Here is a 15876-nt window from a genome sequence, read left to right as displayed (position 1 = left end):
GCCTCCACCATGCCCCGCGGCGCTGACCAGCTGCGAGTCCGCCACACCCGTCACTCCCGTCCCACTGGCGTGTCGCCACGGGCGTGTCGACCGGGCGGGTCGACCCGCGCGCGGCCGCCACCAGCGCCTGGTCCCGCCGGTGGCGGTGCCGGGGCCGGCGGGGAGACCTCGGTCACTACGGTGAGCTGATGACCTCAGCGGCAGGGACCGGGCGGCGGCGGCAGGACGTGGTCTACCGGGCGGGCGTCTACGGCAGGCACCCCCGGGTGCCCACCGTGTACCGGGCGCTGGCCCGGGAGGCGAAGCGCCGGCTGGACGCCCGGGCCTACGGCTACGTCGCGGGCGGCGCCGGCGACGAGGCCACCCAACGGGCCGACCGGACGGCGTTCGACCACTGGTCCGTGGTGCCCCGGGTGCTGCGCGACGTCAGCCGCCGCGACACCTCGGTCGAGCTGTTCGGACGCCGGATCCCCGCTCCCGTGCTGCTCGGGCCGGTGGGTGCGCTCGAGCTGGTGCACCCGGAGGGCGACCTCGCCGTCGCCCGGGCCGCGGCGGCGGTCGGGGTGCCGATGGTCTTCTCCAACCAGGCCTCGGTGCCGATGGAGACCACCGCAGCGGCGATGGGCGACAGCCCGCGGTGGATGCAGCTGTACTGGTCCACCTCCGACGAGCTGGTGGAGAGCCTGCTGGGTCGGGCCGAGGCCACCGGCTGCGACGCCGTCGTGGTCACGCTGGACACCACGATGCTCGGCTGGCGCCCGCGCGACCTGGACCTCGGCCACCTGCCGTTCGCGCTGGGCAAGGGCATCGCGCAGTACACCTCCGACCCGGTGTTCCGCCGGCTGGTCGAGGAGCGGGCCGCGGCGGCCGGCGCACCGCGGGACCCCCAGCCGCGACCGAATCTCGCCGCGGTCCGGGCGCTGGTCGGGATGGCCCGCGCCTGGCCCGGCCCGCTGGTGGAGAACCTGCGGTCCCCGCTCCCCCGGGCCGCCGTCGAGACCTTCCTGTCCATCTACTCCCGCCCGTCGATCACCTGGGCCGACCTGGCCTGGCTGCGCGAGCGCACCCGGCTGCCGATCGTGCTCAAGGGCGTCCTGCACCCGGACGACGCCCGGCGGGCGGTCGAGGAGGGCGTCGACGGGGTGGTGGTCAGCACCCACGGCGGGCGGCAGGTCGACCGCTCGATCGCCGCCCTGGACGCGCTGCCCGACGTCGTGGACGCCGTCGCCGACCGGGTGCCGGTGCTGTTCGACAGCGGGGTGCGCAGCGGCGCCGACGTGCTGGTGGCCGTCGCCCTGGGCGCGCGGGCGGTGCTGCTGGGGCGGCCCTACGCGTGGGGCCTGGGGGTGGCCGGCGAGGACGGCGTCCGGCAGGTGGTCGAGGACGTGCTCGGCGAGTTCGACCTGACGCTGGGGCTCACCGGGCACACCGCCGTCGACCAGCTCTCCCGGGAGGTCCTGCGCCGCCGCCCCTGACGCCCGCCGGGACGAGATGACCGTCCGGGGTGGTCAGGGCGGCGCACACGGGGGACAGTGCGGATCGTGACCGCTTCCCCGCAGCCCGGCGTCCGATGACCGTCCTGCTGGGCTGGGAGGCCGCCGAGCACAGCGGCGGGGACGACGCCGCACTCCGGCTGGCCGCTGGGCTGGCCGGTGCGGAGGGCTCCCCGGTCGTCGTGACGACGGTCGTGCCGCTCGACCCGCCGGACGGGACCATCTCCCGACTGGACCACGAGTACCGGCAGTGGCGGGCCGCCCTGACCGCCACCCGGCACGCGGAGGCGCTCACCGCGCTGCGTGCCGCGGGCGTCGAGGACGTCCGCACCGCCGTCGTCCCGGCGTCCTCGGTGCCCGCCGGGCTGGTGGAGGCGGCCCACCGGTACAAGGCACGGGTCCTGGTGCTCGGCGCCGCGACCGAGGCGCCGGAAGGTCGGTTCGCGGCCGGCTCGGTCGCCGAACCGCTGCTGCACAGCTCGCCGGTGCCCCTGGCGCTGGCCCCGCGGGCGTGGTCGGCGCCGGCGGAGCCCACCCGGCTCACCTGCACGTGGGCCGACGCCGCCCGCTCCACCGACGCGCTCGCGGCCACCCGCGTCCTCGCCGGCCGTTGGGGCGTGCCGGTCCGGCTGGCGACCTTCGTGCCCGAACGCGCCGCCCTGCTGCCCTCGGAGACCGGCCTCCCGCTGGAGCAGGTGGTCAGCGAGGAGTGGGCCGGTCGGGTGCAGGGCTCGCTGGACGACGTCGTCGCGGACTGGCCCGGGCCCGACGCCACCCCGGAGACCGTGCAGGGCCACGGCGCCGGCTGGGCGGGGGCGGTGGCCGCCGTGACCTGGGCCCCCGGCGACGTGCTGGTCATCGGGTCCTCGCGGCTCGGGCCGGCGGGGCGGGTGTTCCTCGGCTCGACGGCGACGAAGATCCTGCGCGCCGCCACCGTGCCGGTGCTGGTGGTGCCGCGTGGCGACGGGGGCTCACCGCCAGCCTCTTGACGTCCGATTGTGCCGTGGGTCACAGTTGGTGCGGGCGGGAGAGCCGGCTACTACTGGCTCTCCACTGCTGGAGAGACCGACCAACGCGGCCAGACCGTCAGGACCGGCCTCCCGCCCACCACACGTCGCTCCGCCGTCAGCCGGCCGGCCCGGCTCCGACTGGTGCGCAGGTCAGGGCTGAGGCGCCGGTTCCGGTGCGGGCTCCGGCTGAGGTGCCGGCTCCGACTGGGGGGCGGGCTCCGGAGCGGGCTCCGGCTGAGGTGCGGGTTCCGGCTGAGGTGCCGGCTCCGGTGCGGGCTCCGGCTGAGGGGCCGGTGCGGGCTCCGGCTGAGGTGCCGGCTCGGGAGCGGGTTCCGGCTCAGGCACCGGAGCAGGGTCCGGGGTCGGCTCGGGAACAGGCTCCGGCGCAGGGGTCTGGTCCGGTCCAGGAGTTGGCTCGGGCCCGGGGGTCGGCTCCGGCACCGGGGTGGGCTCGGGCCCGGGGGTCGGCTCCGGCACGGGGGTCGGCTCCGGCACCGGGGTCGGCTCCGGCACAGGCGTCGGCTCCGGCGCGGGAACCGGCTCCGGGGCGGGCTCAGGGCTCGGCTCCGGTGCCGGGCTGGGCACGGGTGCGGGAGCCGGCTCCGGCGTCGGCTCGGGGCGGGGTGCGGGCGTGCGCACCGGTGGCGGCGGCGGGGGCGGCGCGTAGTCGGCCCCGTTGCTGACGAACATCCTGACCTGGCCACCCGGCGGGACGGACCGGCCGCCCGACGGGGTCAGCCCCACCACCCGGCCGGCGGGCCGGGCGCCGTCCACGACCACCCGGACGACCTCCAGGCCGCGCTCGGCCAGCAGCCCGCTGCACCCGTCCGCCCAGGCGCCCACGCACCCGCCCGGCACGGTGGCGCGCTCGCTGCGCACGTACTGCGGGTCCGGCGGCGGGAAGGCCGCGACCGGCCGGCCGGTGAGCACCGGCGCCAGCGCGTCGTGCCAGATGGTGGCCGCCTTGCCGCCACCGAACCCGCCGACGTCCTGGTTGCGGACCGGGTCGTAGACCATCACGCTCGCCGCGAACTGCGGGGTGTAGCCGACGAAGGTGACCGAGTAGTTGCCCTGGCTGGTCCCCGTCTTGCCGGCGATCTGGTGGCCGGGGACGAAGGCCCGGCGACCGGTCTGCCCCGGGTGGCCCGGCTCGACGTCCTTGCGCAGCGCGTGGTTGAGCGTGTCGGCGATCCCCGGCGCGATGACCTCCGGGGTGCACTGCGGCGCACCGACCAGCGGCTGGCCGTCCGGCCCGGTCAGCGGCTCGCCGGACCGGTCGAGAACGGCCTCGACCAGCCGCGGCTCGCAGTGCGTGCCCCGGGCGGCGAGGGTGGCGTAGGCGTTGGCCAGGGCCAGCGGGCTGGTCGGCTCGGCGCCGAAGGTGAACGAGCCACGGTTCTCCGCGACGATCTGGTCGGCGATCGGGTCGAGGCTGGACAACCCCAGCCGCTGGGCGACCCGGACCGGCGCCTCGACGCTGCCCAGGGCGTCCTCGAGGGCGAGGAAGTAGGTGTTGGAGGAGCGGTAGAGGGCCTGCTCCATGTCCAGCCGGCGCGGGTAGTTGCCGGCGTTCTCGACGTCGTAGGGACCGTCCCCGTCGCGGTAGACGCTGGAGACGTAGGGGTCCGGCGTCGACAGCTCGAAGTCCAGCCCGAAGCCCTGCTCCAGCGCGGCCGCGGCGGTGAACACCTTGTACGTCGAGCCGGCGCCCTGACCGGCGGCGGCCGGGAGGTCGAACGTGGTCTGCGCGGGGTCGGCCGGGTCGAGCCCGTACCGGCGGTTGACCGACATGGCCAGCACCCGGCCGGTGCCGGGCTCGACGTTCACGTAGACGGCGGCGCGCGGGTCCTCCGGTGCCAGGGTCTGCACCACGGCGGCGTCCCCGGCTCGCTGCAGCGCCGGGTCCAGCGTGGTCTGCACGGTCAGCCCACCGGCCTGCAGCTGCTCGGTGGTCAGGCCGTACTGCTCGGCGAGCACCTTCAGCAGGTGGCCGCAGAAGAAGCCGCCGATGGTCGCCTCGGTGCACCCGTTGGGGGCGCTGCCCCCGTCGACGACGCCGAGCGGCTCGGCCCGGGCGGCGTCCGCGGCGGCCTGGTCGAGCAGGCCGACCTCGGCCATCCGGCGCAGCACGAGGTCCCGGCGCTGCTTCGTCGGCTCCGGCGCGGTCACCGGGTCGTAGTAGGCCGGGCTGCGGACCAGCCCGGCCAGCATCGCGGCCTGGGCGGGGGTCAGCTGGTCGGCGGTGGTGGCGAAGTAGCGCTGCGCGGCGGCGGCGACCCCGTAGGCGCCGTTCCCGAAGTAGACGGTGTTCAGGTAGCGGGTGAGGATCTCCTCCTTGGAGTACTGCTCCTCCACCGCCAGGGCGATCTGCGCCTCCCGCAGCTTGCGCCCGACCGTGTCGGCCGTGGCGGCGGCCCGCCCGTCGGCGTCCTCGGCGGTCTGCAGCCGCAACTGCTTGACCAGCTGCTGGGTGATCGTCGAGCCGCCCTCGGCGACCTCGCCGGCGGCGATGTTGCGCGCCAGGGCACGCAGCAGCCCACGGGAGTCCACGCCCGGGTGGTCACGGAACCGGGCGTCCTCGATGGCGATCAGCGCGTCCTTCATCACCGGGGCGATCTGCTCGCCGGTGAGGGGGCGCCGGTTGTGCGTGTAGAACTCGGTGATCAGCGAGCCGTCCGCGGCGAGGACGCGCGTGTTGCCGGGCAGCCGGGTGTCGACGGCGGCGGTCTCGAGGGGACGGACGAGGTCGGCTCCCCGCTGGGCCAGCGCGCTGGCCCCGCCGATCCAGGGCGCGACGACCCCGGCGACCAGCCCGCCGGCGAGCACGAGGGCGACCACCAGGCGGAGCATGAGGACAGTGCGGCCGCGCGACCGGGTGGAGACCGGTTCCGCAGCGGGCAACAGCCAGGGCTGGCCACCGGGGGGCCGTCCTGCTCCGGCGATGACCTGCACCTCTTCCTGACGTGCGCAGCCGGCTCCTGCCCGCCGGCCACGGTGGGTTGCTCTCCACCGTGCTCCCGGATCCCCGGTCCATGCACGCCCTGAGCACATCTCAATGCGATCGTCATCTTCGTCATGCCGCCGCCCACACGGAGCGGAGCGCCGGAACCGGGCCGTACGGTCGCTCGGGTGACCGCTGCGCAGGAGCTGCTGACCGAACGGGTCCAGGGCGTGCTCGACGTCCCGCTGCACGCCTGGCTCGGCCTGCGACTGGCCGACCCGGCCGACCCCGCGGCCGGCCTGGTGCTGCCGGTCGGACCCCCCGCCCTGAACAACGGCGGGGTCCTGCACGGCGGGCTGGTGGCCGCCCTGCTGGACGTCGCCGCCTACGTGCACCTGCTCCCCCACCTCGGCCCGGGTGAGAACGCGGTGACGCACGACGCGACGAGCTCGCTGCTGCGCGCGGTGCAGCCGGGCGCAGAGGTACGGCTGACCGGCACGCTGCTGCGGCTGGGCCGGTCGGTGGCGTTCCTGCGTGCCGATGCGAGCGTCGACGGGGTGCTGGTCGCCGCCGGCCAGGTGACCAAGACGGTGCTGCGCCCCCGCTGAACCGGGCCGCACGGCCAGCCGGACGACGTCCGTGCTGGTGTTCCTGGCGGTCGGCGCGGCATGGTGGAGGCCACGTCGACGCCGACGGACGCGCACCGACCAGGCCCCCATCACTCCCCCGCCGGCTCCACGCCCGTGATGACGACCAGAGGGACCCACCGATGACCCGCACGCTCGCCGCCACCCCCGGGTTCGCCGCCCGGCTCAAGGAGGCGACCCAGGCCGACCACACCGCGGCGGAGGGCTCGGGGTTCGTCACCGCACTGCTCGCCGGTGAGCTGCCCCGCACCGCCTACGCCGACCTCCTCGGCCAGAGCCACGCGGTCTACGCCGTGCTGGAGGAGGCGGCCGAGGCCCAGGCCGACTCCCCGGAGGTGCGCCCGTTCCTGCACCCGGGGCTGGTCCGGCTGCCCGCGCTGGAGGCGGACCTCGCCTTCCTGCTGGGGCCGCAGTGGCGGCGCGAGCTGGCGATCCTGCCGGCCACCGAGCGGTACGTGGCCCGGTTGCGGGAGGTGGCCTTCGACTGGCCGGCCGGGCTGGTGGCCCACCACTACCTGCGCTACCTCGGCGACCTGTCCGGCGGGCAGATCATCCGCCGGCTGGTCGGCCGCACCTTCGACCTGGAGCAGGACGGGCTGCAGTTCTACGTGTTCGACCAGATCCCCAAGCCCAAGCCGTTCAAGGACGACTACCGGGCCGCGCTCGACGCCGCACCGTGGAGTGCGGCGGAGCAGGAGCGGGTGATCGCCGAGGTGTCGCTGGCCTTCCGGCTCAACGCCGACGTCTTCGCCGACCTGGGCGCGCGGCACGGCGGAGCCACCCCGGCCTGAAACACCCCAGAACACACTGCGGCCCCGCACTCGCCAGGAGTGCGGGGCCGTGGTGCTGTCTCAACCAGACGTGCGCCCGAAGGGACTCGAACCCCTAACCTTCTGATCCGTAGTCAGATGCTCTATCCGTTGAGCTACGGGCGCGTGGTGCGTGTTCAGTTGTCGCGCGGAGGCTCCGGGATTTGAACCCGGGATGGGGATGAACCCAAACCGCATTAGCAGTGCGGCGCCATAGACCGGACTAGGCGAAGCCTCCCGGGGACCGGGTTGCCCCGGAACCACCGAGGGGAAAGGTTACCAGCGCGTGTGGGCGGCTCCCAACCGGGGTCGGGAGCCGCCGTCGCTCAGGCCGGGACGACGTCCCGCTGAGGGACGACCGGCAGGTCAGGACGCCGCCCGGGCACGAGGGTGACCGCCACGGCCAGCGCCGCGGCACCGGTGGCCATCACCAGCGCGCCGGCCACGCCGGCCGAGGTCTCGATCAGCGCACCGCCGACCGCCGCGCCGATCGCCGACGCCCCGAAGGTCACGGTCGACAGCCAGGTGAACGCCTCGGTGACCGCCGACGCCGGTGCGATCGACCCGACGAGCGAGCTCTGCACGGTGAGGGTCGGCGCGATCGCCGTCCCGCCCAGGAAGAGCAGGGCGCCCAGCACCCACGGGTCGGAGATGGCCGCCAGCGGCGCGAGGCCGATCGTCACGCCCAGCAGGCACCAGCGGTACTGGCGGGGCAGCGAGGCGCTGACCACGCGGGCGCCGAACCAGAGGCCACCCCCGGCCGAGCCCAGCGCCCAGACGGCGAGCAGCAGGCCGGACATGCCGGGCGAGCCGGCGTCGTCGGCGAACGCCGGCACCGCCACCTCGAGCCCGCCGACGCCGAACATCAGTGCGGTGCCGCTCAGCAGGATGCGCGGCATGCCCGGCGCGGTCACGGTCGACAGCAATGGGCGGCGCTCCGGCACCACCGGACGCCAGGCGCGCATCGGTGCGCTCGTGGCGACCCCCAGCGCGCCGAGGACGCCCAGCACACCGGCCACGCCGAGGGCCACCGCCGGCCGGGTCAGGAACGTCAGCGCCGCGACCAGCGTGGGGCCGGCGACGAACACCAGTTCGGTGGCGGTCGCGTCCAGCGCGTAGGCCGTGGGGCGGACGCGGGCATCGACCCGCGACCAGAGCGCCCGGACCGTGCCGGAGACGAGCGGGGTGCTGGCCCCGACGGCGGCCGCGGCCGCGAAGACCCAGGGCAGCGATGCGCCACCCAGGACAGCGGCGCCCATGAGCGCCAGCAGCAGCGGGTAGGCCGCCGACTGGACGAGGAGCACCTGGCGAGGACTGCGCCGGTCGGCCAGCCTGCCCAGCACCGGGGCCATCACCGCGATGGCGACGCCGTACGTGGCCGCGACGCTGCCGGCGATCGCATAGGAGCCGGTCTGCTCCTGCACCATGAGCAGCAGCGCGAGCGGCACCATGGAGGAGGGCAGTCGTCCGGCGAACCCGGCGAACAGGAGCACCGGGGCGGACGGCAGCCGCCACACGGCGAGGTACGAACGCATGACTGAGCTCACTTCGAGACGTGCGAGAAGGGAATCTGTAGGTGGTCAGAAGCTGTTGAACCCCTACAGGCGCCGAAGGCTATGGACCAACGAGTAGGGAGTCAAATGGACTACGACACCTACGGGTCGAACGCCGTCGAACTGGCCATCGACCTGGCCAACGCCGACCGCGACGCCCCGGACTGGGTGCAGGTGTTCCTCGTCGCCCACCAGGAGTGGTTCACCACCGGGACGGCGCTGGAGCTGGGGCCCACTGAGGCCACCGCGGTCGGGCAGACGTCGTCGCTGGTGCGCGACGTCGCCGAGGCCGACAGCGAACCGGAGGTGATGGCGCGGCTGAACGGCCTGCTGGCGCTGGCCTCGCCGAAGCCGTACGCCACCGACCACGACGGCGAGCTGCACCTGCACTACGCCCGCCCCGACGCCGGCGTGGTCGAGCAGCTGACCACGACCGTGGCGATGGGCCTGTCCCAGGTCGTCGTGCAACACGGCTGGCAGCGCCTGGGCGTCTGCTCGGCCGAGGGCTGCGGGCACGTCTACGTCGACACCTCCCGCAACGCCAGCCGGCGGTACTGCTCGAACACGTGCGCGAGCCGCTCCACGGTCGCCGCGTACCGCGCCCGCCAGCGCACCTGAGGGACGACGCCGGGTGCTCCATCCCCGCCACTGGGACGCGACGCTGTTCGAGCGCATCGGCCGACTGCCGACGACGCCGGCCGACCGGTGGCTGCGCCGGCTGACGGTCACAGCGGACCACGGCAAGCTCTGGGCGTTGATTGGCGTCGTCCTCGCACTGCAGCCTGGCCAGCTGCGCCGGGCCGCGTTGCGCGGGCTGGGGTCGACGGCCGTGTCGAGCGTGCTGGTGAACGCCGTCGTCAAGCGGGTGTTCCGCCGGGTCCGGCCGGAGCCGGCGACCGTGCAGGTCGAACGGGCCCTGCGGCGGGCACCGCACTCGTCGTCCTTCCCGAGCGGGCACTCGGCGTCCGCGGCGGCCTTCACGACGGGGGTCGCGCTGGAGAGCCCGGTGACCGGAGCGTTGATCGCGCCGCTGGCGCTCGGAGTGGGGTGGTCCCGGGTGCACGTCGGCGTGCACTACCCGGGGGACGTGGTCGCCGGGATGGCGTTCGGCTGGGGGGTCGCACTGGCCGGTCAGCGCTGGAGGCGCGTGCGCCGGGAGGAGCCGGCCAGCACGTAGCCGGCGCCCACGGCCGCGGCCCGGCTGCCTCCACCAGCGAGACCGGGTACTCGACGTCCACCGTCCACGCGCGCCGCCCCGAGCGCGGGGGGCGCCCCACGCCATGGAGGGGCGGATCAGGTCACCACCGGAACCGGGACAGGTGGCCAGGGTGGCGCGACCGAGAGTCCGGGGCCGAGGCCCCCTACGGCGCGCCGACCGACGGACCGCGTACTGCACCTGGCGGTGCTAGTGCTCTGGCTGCACTGCTGCACCAGAGCACGAGCGTCCACAGTTCGACCTTTCGGGCGACGCGGCGAGCCGCTGACCTGCGTACTCTCCTCACGACCTCAGTCGGGTGGAGCAGGAGGACGACGCATGCGGCCGGTTCGGGCAGCTGTGGCAGCGGCCGTGGCGATCGCCGTGCTCGGCGGCTGCTCCCGCGGGGAGACGGCGAACGAGACCCTGCCCGAGGCGGCCCCGTCGTCGAGCGAGACCAGTGAGGCGCTCCCACCCCTCGGCCCACCTGATCTCCCCATGCCCGAGGAAGCCCGCGAACAGACACCTAGGGGAGTCGAGGAGTTTGCTGCCTACTACATCTCCCTAATCAACCACCTTGGCAACGATCTCGATGCAGCACACCTCAGAGAACTCAGCCGAAACTGCGGGACGTGCGACCGCATAGCCGCCGACGCCGATAAGGACCGTGCCGCAGGCCGCGCCTACCGGGGAGGCGCACTCAGTATCACTTCGATTGGCCCCGCGGTGCTGACGCCCGAGGGCGGAGAGGTGGCGTTCGTAGTCGACCAGGCGCCTCTCTCAGTCCTAGATAGCGATGGTCGGCCGATCGAAGATTTGGAATCACCGCAGTTGAGTTCCCTACCTGCCGGTCTATCGACCGTTTGGGACGCCGACCACTGGGTCGTGTCGTCGATCTCGTTCGGCTGACATGCGACGCATCAGCCTTGTCGCGGTACTGGGTATGGCAGCCTTGGCTATCTTTACACCTACAGCGGCCGCACCGTCCTGCCGACTGTCCTGTGGAGACGAACCGGCTGTCGGAGTCGGCGAAGGAGCACTCACTGCATCCTTCTTCGAAGTTCGCGACACTACCGCCTACGCAAGCAATGCTCTTTCTGAGGCCCCGGAGAAACGATGGCGCCTTCGAACAGAATGCCAAGTGACTGACGTGGAGCTGGGCGCCTGCCAGCCCAGCGCTCAGACGTGCGAACAGTCGCCAGATAGGGTTGTGGACTTTTACGTCGTTCAGTCACAGCGCCTCGTTAGGTCAGACGGACAGCCAGTCGATGGGGTGCCGCCTCCGGAAGGAGTTTCGCCCGGCAACCCATACGGCCAGTGGGCCACTCAGTTCGCTGGGTGTGTCGATGTCACGGACCTGAATCCGCCGCCGTCGGCGGCGGAGGTCTTCCGCTACTTCCAGACCCTCCCGCTCCCCCAGCTGACCACCCGCCAGCAGCCACCGGGCGAGGCCCTGGTCGGCCTGCCGGTCATCTTCTTCACCGACAGCCCGACGACCCAGACGTTCACGGTCGACATCCGCGGGTTCGACGTCCTGATCACCGCCAACGCGATCAGCTACACCTGGCGCACCGGCGACGGGACCACCCTGACCACCACCGATCCGGGCGCCGCGTACCCCGACCAGACCATCACCCACGAGTACTCCTCGGGCACCTACACGGCCTCTCTCACCACCACCTGGGGCGCGACCTACTCGGTCGACGGTGGGGTCAGCGCCGACGTCCCCGGGACCACGACCACCGACGGCGCACCGACCACCTTCACCGTCCGGCAGGCCCGCTCGGTGCTCACCAACCCCTACGACTGACGTCGGGTCGCCAGGCCCACGTCGCAGCCAGGAGCAGCAGTGCGGCCACCGCCTCCCCGCCCTCCTCCAGGCAGGTCGCCACCGCCAGGGCCACCGGTGAGCCCGACACCCACCTGACCAGCGCCGTCACCTGGTCCAGCCCCAGCACCGCGACCGCGCAACCGGTCAACGCCAGAGTCACCGGGGTCGCCCCGCGCACCGCCCAGCGCTGTCCGGCCCGCCACAGCAGCGGCAGGCCGACCGCCGACAGCAGCACGCCCACGACCAACGTGGTGTACCTGCCGCCGCTCTGCTCCGCCGCCGAGGAGGCGCTGGCCCCCTTCGCCGTCCCGAGCACGACGCCGACGCCCAGGACCACCGCCCACCACCACCGCGCCCGCCCCGCCGACCTGGCGACGGCGGGCGCGGCGGTCACGCCGACCGCGAGGAACACCGCGGCCGTGAACAGCCGGGGCAGCGCGCCCGGAGCGTCCAACGCGAAGAACCGGGACCACCCGCCGTCCAGGCACCGGTCGACCGCACAGCGCACCTCGACCAGCAGCCCGACGGCGAACAGCAGCACGCCGATCCCCGCCGGCGCCAGCACCCAGCGGGCCGAGCGAGGGAGTGCGGCCGACGGTGCCGGCTGCGCTCCCGACACCTCACCCGTCACAGCGTCATCCTCCCGACCCACCCGTCCCGTCCGGGCGACCGACAGGCACCGCCCGTGCGCGATCCCCCAACGACGATCACCCAGCTTGGTCAGGTTCTGCCCTGCGGACACCGGCCTGACCACGGCCTGTGCGCAGTACGAAGTACCTGTGATCGTCGCTGTCGTCGCCCTGTCGTGGGCCGCCGTGTCCGGAGTCGTCGCACTCGTCATCGGCGGGTGCGTCCGCATGGCCGATGAGCGTGCCCCGTTCACCGACCACCTGGTGGGCCTGCCCGCCGACCTGACGGTCGCCGACGTCCTGGGCGCGCGCAGCCCGCTGCCCAGCCGCTGACCTCCGACCCCCTCCCGCAGGGGGTCGCTCGCCCGGCGGTGATCGCCACTTCTCACTACGGTTCCGATGCAGCGGTTGCCCAGGTCTCGACCAGGGCACCGCACCGCTGACGTCACCGATGGGAAGAGGTCACAGATGTTGGTCCGCCGGATCGCCCGGCCGATGCTCGCCGCCACGTTCATCTACGGGGGGATCAACACCCTCCGGAACCCGCAGTCGCGCGTGCCCGGTGCAGCACCGATCGTCGAACAGATCACCGAGATCGCTGACAAGCAGCTCCCCGTCGAGGTCCCTCGCGACGTCGAGCAGTGGGTCAAGATCAACGCCGGCGTGCACGTGGGCGCCGGCTCGCTGCTGGCCCTCGGCCGGTTCCCGCGCTTCTCCGCCCTCGCGCTGGCCACCTCGCTGGTGCCCACCACGCTGGCCGGCCACCGCTTCTGGGAGCACGAGGACCCCAAGGAGCGCTTCGGGCAGACCAGCAACTTCATCAAGAACGTCGGCATCATGGGCGGCCTGCTCATCGCCGCCGTCGACACCGAGGGCAAGCCGTCGGTGGGCTGGCGCGCCAAGCGCACCGCCGGTGTCGCCGCCGCGGCGGCCGAGGCCAGCTACACGAAGGCCTCCAAGCGGGCCGCCAAGGCGCAGAAGCGGGCCACCAAGCAGGCGAAGAAGCTCACGCACTGAGCTGACCGCATGAGCACGGCACTGACACCCGCGGGCGCGCTCCGGAGGATCGCCTTCCTCCTGGAACGCGCCCGCGAGCCGTCCTACCGGGTGCAGGCCTTCCGGACGGCGGCCACCGTCGTCGCCGCCCTGGACGACGCGGAACTCGACCGCCGGATCGCGACGAAGACGCTCACCGACCTCAAGGGCATCGGCGACAAGACCGCGGCGGTCGTCGTCGAGGCGCACCGGGGCGAGCTGCCGGCCTACCTGGCCAAGCTCGAGGAGGCACACGCCGAGCTGACCCCGCTGGCCGACGACGCCGCCGCGCTGCGGGCCGCGCTCAAGGGCGACCTGCACGCCCACTCCGACTGGTCCGACGGCGGCAGCCCCATCCGGGACATGGCCGAGGCCGCGATCGGCATCGGCCACGAGTACCTCGCCCTCACCGACCACTCCCCGCGGCTCACCGTCGCCAACGGGCTCACCCCCGAACGGCTGGAGCAGCAGCTGGACGTGGTCGCCGCGCTCAACGAGGAGCTGGCACCCTTCCGCATCCTCACCGGCATCGAGTGCGACATCCTCGCCGACGGCTCCCTGGACCAGACCGACGAACTGCTGGGCCGGCTGGACGTCGTCGTCGCCAGCGTGCACTCCGAGCTGCGTGCGCCCCGCGCCCAGATGACCGAGCGGATGCTGGCCGCGGTCGCCAACCCGCACACCGACGTCCTCGGGCACGTCACCGGGCGGCTGGTCATCGGCCGCAAGCAGCGCAACGGCACCCAGCGCCCCCGGCCGGAGAGCGAGTTCGACGCCGACGCCGTCTTCCGCGCCTGCGTCGAGCACGGGACGGCGGTGGAGATCAACTCCCGCCCCGAGCGCCTCGACCCGCCCCGGCGGCTGCTCAGCCAGGCCGTGGAGCTGGGCTGCGACTTCGCCATCGACACCGACGCCCATGCCCCCGGCCAGCTGGACTGGCAGGACGCCGGTTGCGCCCGGGCGGTCGAGTGCGGCGTACCGGCCGACCGGGTGATCAACACCGGCTCAGCGGAGGAGCTGCTCGCGCGCACGCACCGGGGCTGAGCGTTCCGGTGTGACAGGGCGGGCACGCCGTCACGAACTCGCAACGGACGCCGACCGTGTGTCGCCGTCCCCGCACCACAGCCGCGTCCTAGCTTTCTGCCATGACGCGTACTGCACACGCTCCGGTCGCTGGTCCCGCCGACTCCGCCCTCGCGCTCGCCGACGCCCTGCAGTCGGACTTCGCCGCTCGGCGGGCTGCCGATGAGCGCACCCCGCGCGACCCGGTCGAGCCTGCGCCCCGCTGACCTCGACCGCCGCTGCGTCCGGCCGACCGGGCGCAGCGGCGGTGGGCGCCGACCACGCTCGGTGACCACCCGCCCGTCGACCACCCGTCCGGGCCACCTCGTCCGGGTGATGCAGTTCATCTGCTGTTGGTGCCCGGGCTCTTCCGCGGCGGGCCGACGGGCTCCACACTCGGCCCGTGCGCTTCCTCGCATCGCCGCCGCCCACCTCTGCCGTTGGGCTGCGTTCGGTGCTCCGCCCGGCCCGCACGCGGCCGTCGTCGGCGCACCTGCACCACTACCGCCGCGCCGGGGACGACCCGTTCAGCGGCGCCTCCCTCTACGCCTGCCGCTGCGGGGTCGTCCGTCCCGGCATGTGACGTCCGCACCCGGCCGGGTCAGGCCCGGTGACCCGGCGCTTGCCAGACTCCCTGCCATGGCACAGACGCGGGCCCGACTGACCGACACCGAGCTCGCCGCGCTCGCGCGGTACGGCTTCGACCTCGTGGTCGGCGCGCCCGCCGTGCCCCCGGCCGCCGAGCTGGAGGACGCCGAGGGCGTGCTGGTCGCCACCCGGGACGACCGTGGGCTGGCCGTCCGGGAGATCCCGCGCTGGCGGGCTCCCTCCGCCGTCCGTGCGGAGCTGGCGCAGCGGGGCTGGCCAACGCCGCGGGCCTGGGTCGGCGGACCTCCCGCCGAGGGCACCGACCTGCCCGACCGGCTGCTGGTGCTGATCCCGGCGGCCGGCACCTCGCCCGATTCGGCCGCGCTGTCGCTGGCCGCGGCGGCCTGGGCGCCGTGGGCCGAGGGCCGTGAGCTCGTCGTCGTCCCCGTGCCGGTGACCGCCGCGGCACCGGAGGCCGGCTGGGCCGAGGTCGCCGCCGCCTACGGCGCGCAGCTGCTGAGCGACCGGATCGACCCGGCGCCGCTGCGCACCGGTGGCCGGGTGGTCATGTTCACCGGGCTCTCCGGTGCCGGGAAGTCGACGATCGCCGGGCGCCTGGTGGAGCTGCTGCTGGAGGCCGGCCGGACGGTGACGCTGCTGGACGGCGACGTGGTGCGCACCCACCTGTCGGCCGGGCTCGGCTTCTCCCAGGCCGACCGGGACACCAACGTGCGCCGGATCGGCTGGGTGGCCGCGCAGATCGCCAAGCACGGCGGGCTGGCGGTGTGCGCACCGATCGCGCCCTACGCCGCCACCCGTGCCGACGCCCGCCGGCTGGTGGAGGAGCAGGCCGGGCCGGGCTCGTTCGTGCTGGTGCACGTGGCGACCCCGCTGGCCGAGTGCGAGGCGCGCGACCGCAAGGGGCTGTACGCCAAGGCGCGGCGCGGGGAGATCACCGGCTTCACCGGGATCAGCGACCCCTACGAGGAGCCGACGGACGCGGAGCTGACCATCGACACCCGCGACCTGACCCCCGAGGAGAGCGCCCGGCGGGTGCTGGAGCACCTCGTCGCGGACTGACGG

General features: G+C 74.1%; 16 protein-coding genes and 2 tRNA genes. 13 read left to right on the top strand and 5 right to left on the bottom strand.

All coding sequences use genetic code 11. From position 1 onward, the window contains the following. Positions 1-188: 188 nt before the first annotated feature. Complete coding sequence (locus tag O2W16_RS14860; protein ID WP_269159588.1) at positions 189-1475, top strand: alpha-hydroxy-acid oxidizing protein; 1287 nt, start codon at positions 189-191, stop codon at positions 1473-1475. 95 nt (positions 1476-1570) lie between these two features. Then, positions 1571-2482: a universal stress protein gene (locus O2W16_RS14855; protein WP_269159587.1), complete on the top strand. Its 912-nt coding sequence runs from the start codon at positions 1571-1573 to the stop codon at positions 2480-2482. Between the two features lie 171 nt (positions 2483-2653). Here O2W16_RS14855 and O2W16_RS14850 read toward each other — a convergent pair whose 3' ends face one another. Further along, complete coding sequence (locus O2W16_RS14850; protein ID WP_269159586.1) at positions 2654-5353, bottom strand: penicillin-binding protein; 2700 nt, start codon at positions 5351-5353, stop codon at positions 2654-2656. Positions 5354-5632: 279 nt separating this feature from the next. Here O2W16_RS14850 and O2W16_RS14845 point away from each other — a divergent pair, with 279 nt between their 5' ends. Beyond that, positions 5633-6052, top strand: coding sequence for a PaaI family thioesterase (locus tag O2W16_RS14845; RefSeq protein ID WP_269159585.1), 420 nt, complete (start codon positions 5633-5635; stop codon positions 6050-6052). A 161-nt stretch (positions 6053-6213) separates the two neighbouring features. After that, complete coding sequence (locus O2W16_RS14840) at positions 6214-6882, top strand: biliverdin-producing heme oxygenase (protein ID WP_269159584.1); 669 nt, start codon at positions 6214-6216, stop codon at positions 6880-6882. Between the two features lie 71 nt (positions 6883-6953). On the opposite strand, the gene O2W16_RS14835 is transcribed toward O2W16_RS14840, so the two are convergent. The 3 genes from O2W16_RS14835 to O2W16_RS14825 all read right to left on the bottom strand — a co-directional run bounded on the left by O2W16_RS14835 (position 6954) and on the right by O2W16_RS14825 (position 8435). Then, positions 6954-7026, bottom strand: a tRNA-Arg gene (locus tag O2W16_RS14835). Between the two features lie 23 nt (positions 7027-7049). Further along, positions 7050-7138, bottom strand: a tRNA-Ser gene (locus tag O2W16_RS14830). 88 nt (positions 7139-7226) lie between these two features. Beyond that, complete coding sequence (locus O2W16_RS14825) at positions 7227-8435, bottom strand: MFS transporter (RefSeq protein WP_269159583.1); 1209 nt, start codon at positions 8433-8435, stop codon at positions 7227-7229. Between the two features lie 105 nt (positions 8436-8540). Here O2W16_RS14825 and O2W16_RS14820 point away from each other — a divergent pair, with 105 nt between their 5' ends. From O2W16_RS14820 to O2W16_RS14805, 4 genes are all read left to right on the top strand, one after another. Then, positions 8541-9071, top strand: a complete 531-nt coding sequence (locus O2W16_RS14820) for a CGNR zinc finger domain-containing protein (protein WP_269159582.1) — start codon at positions 8541-8543, stop codon at positions 9069-9071. A 13-nt stretch (positions 9072-9084) separates the two neighbouring features. Then, on the top strand, positions 9085-9630 hold the full coding sequence (locus O2W16_RS14815) for a phosphatase PAP2 family protein (RefSeq protein WP_269159581.1): 546 nt from the start codon (positions 9085-9087) through the stop codon (positions 9628-9630). Between the two features lie 390 nt (positions 9631-10020). Then, positions 10021-10557: a DUF6318 family protein gene (locus O2W16_RS14810; protein ID WP_269159580.1), complete on the top strand. Its 537-nt coding sequence runs from the start codon at positions 10021-10023 to the stop codon at positions 10555-10557. 364 nt (positions 10558-10921) lie between these two features. Next, on the top strand, positions 10922-11458 hold the full coding sequence (locus tag O2W16_RS14805) for a hypothetical protein (RefSeq protein WP_269159579.1): 537 nt from the start codon (positions 10922-10924) through the stop codon (positions 11456-11458). Here O2W16_RS14805 and O2W16_RS14800 read toward each other — a convergent pair. Next, a complete protein-coding gene (locus tag O2W16_RS14800) occupies positions 11439-12110 on the bottom strand; it encodes a hypothetical protein (RefSeq protein ID WP_269159578.1) in 672 nt (223 codons plus the stop codon). The two genes, O2W16_RS14805 and O2W16_RS14800, sit on opposite strands and share 20 nt — an antisense overlap. Positions 12111-12576: 466 nt before the next feature. Between O2W16_RS14800 and O2W16_RS14795 the strand changes: the two genes are divergently transcribed. From O2W16_RS14795 to cysC, 5 genes are all read left to right on the top strand, one after another. Next, entirely contained in the window at positions 12577-13125 is a 549-nt protein-coding gene (locus O2W16_RS14795) for a DoxX family protein (protein ID WP_269159577.1), read from the top strand. A gap of 9 nt (positions 13126-13134) precedes the next feature. Continuing rightward, positions 13135-14187 carry a PHP domain-containing protein gene (locus O2W16_RS14790; RefSeq protein ID WP_269159576.1) on the top strand — a complete coding sequence of 351 codons (1053 nt, stop codon included), beginning with the start codon at positions 13135-13137 and terminating at the stop codon, positions 14185-14187. Between the two features lie 101 nt (positions 14188-14288). Next, positions 14289-14432 (top strand): hypothetical protein, encoded by a 144-nt coding sequence (locus O2W16_RS14785; protein WP_269159575.1) that lies wholly within the window; start codon positions 14289-14291, stop codon positions 14430-14432. 176 nt (positions 14433-14608) lie between these two features. Then, entirely contained in the window at positions 14609-14788 is a 180-nt protein-coding gene (locus tag O2W16_RS14780) for a hypothetical protein (protein WP_269159574.1), read from the top strand. A 56-nt stretch (positions 14789-14844) separates the two neighbouring features. Continuing rightward, positions 14845-15873, top strand: a complete 1029-nt coding sequence (gene cysC, locus O2W16_RS14775) for an adenylyl-sulfate kinase (RefSeq protein ID WP_269159573.1) — start codon at positions 14845-14847, stop codon at positions 15871-15873. Positions 15874-15876 lie beyond the last annotated feature (3 nt).

Source organism: Modestobacter sp. VKM Ac-2984, from assembly GCF_026967985.1.
Lineage (GTDB): Bacteria > Actinomycetota > Actinomycetes > Mycobacteriales > Geodermatophilaceae > Modestobacter.
The sequence above is the reverse complement of the archived record's forward strand: the minus strand, read 5'-3'. Positions and strand labels throughout refer to the sequence as shown.

Coding starts and splice junctions, on each gene's coding strand:
- O2W16_RS14785 (WP_269159575.1), top strand. CDS start 14,289: ATGACGCGTACTGCACACGCTCCGGTCGCTGGTCCCGCCGACTCCGCC.
- O2W16_RS14860 (WP_269159588.1), top strand. CDS start 189: ATGACCTCAGCGGCAGGGACCGGGCGGCGGCGGCAGGACGTGGTCTAC.
- O2W16_RS14850 (WP_269159586.1), bottom strand. CDS start 5,353: ATGCTCCGCCTGGTGGTCGCCCTCGTGCTCGCCGGCGGGCTGGTCGCC.
- O2W16_RS14795 (WP_269159577.1), top strand. CDS start 12,577: ATGTTGGTCCGCCGGATCGCCCGGCCGATGCTCGCCGCCACGTTCATC.
- O2W16_RS14825 (WP_269159583.1), bottom strand. CDS start 8,435: ATGCGTTCGTACCTCGCCGTGTGGCGGCTGCCGTCCGCCCCGGTGCTC.
- O2W16_RS14820 (WP_269159582.1), top strand. CDS start 8,541: ATGGACTACGACACCTACGGGTCGAACGCCGTCGAACTGGCCATCGAC.
- O2W16_RS14840 (WP_269159584.1), top strand. CDS start 6,214: ATGACCCGCACGCTCGCCGCCACCCCCGGGTTCGCCGCCCGGCTCAAG.
- O2W16_RS14855 (WP_269159587.1), top strand. CDS start 1,571: ATGACCGTCCTGCTGGGCTGGGAGGCCGCCGAGCACAGCGGCGGGGAC.
- cysC (WP_269159573.1), top strand. CDS start 14,845: ATGGCACAGACGCGGGCCCGACTGACCGACACCGAGCTCGCCGCGCTC.
- O2W16_RS14790 (WP_269159576.1), top strand. CDS start 13,135: ATGAGCACGGCACTGACACCCGCGGGCGCGCTCCGGAGGATCGCCTTC.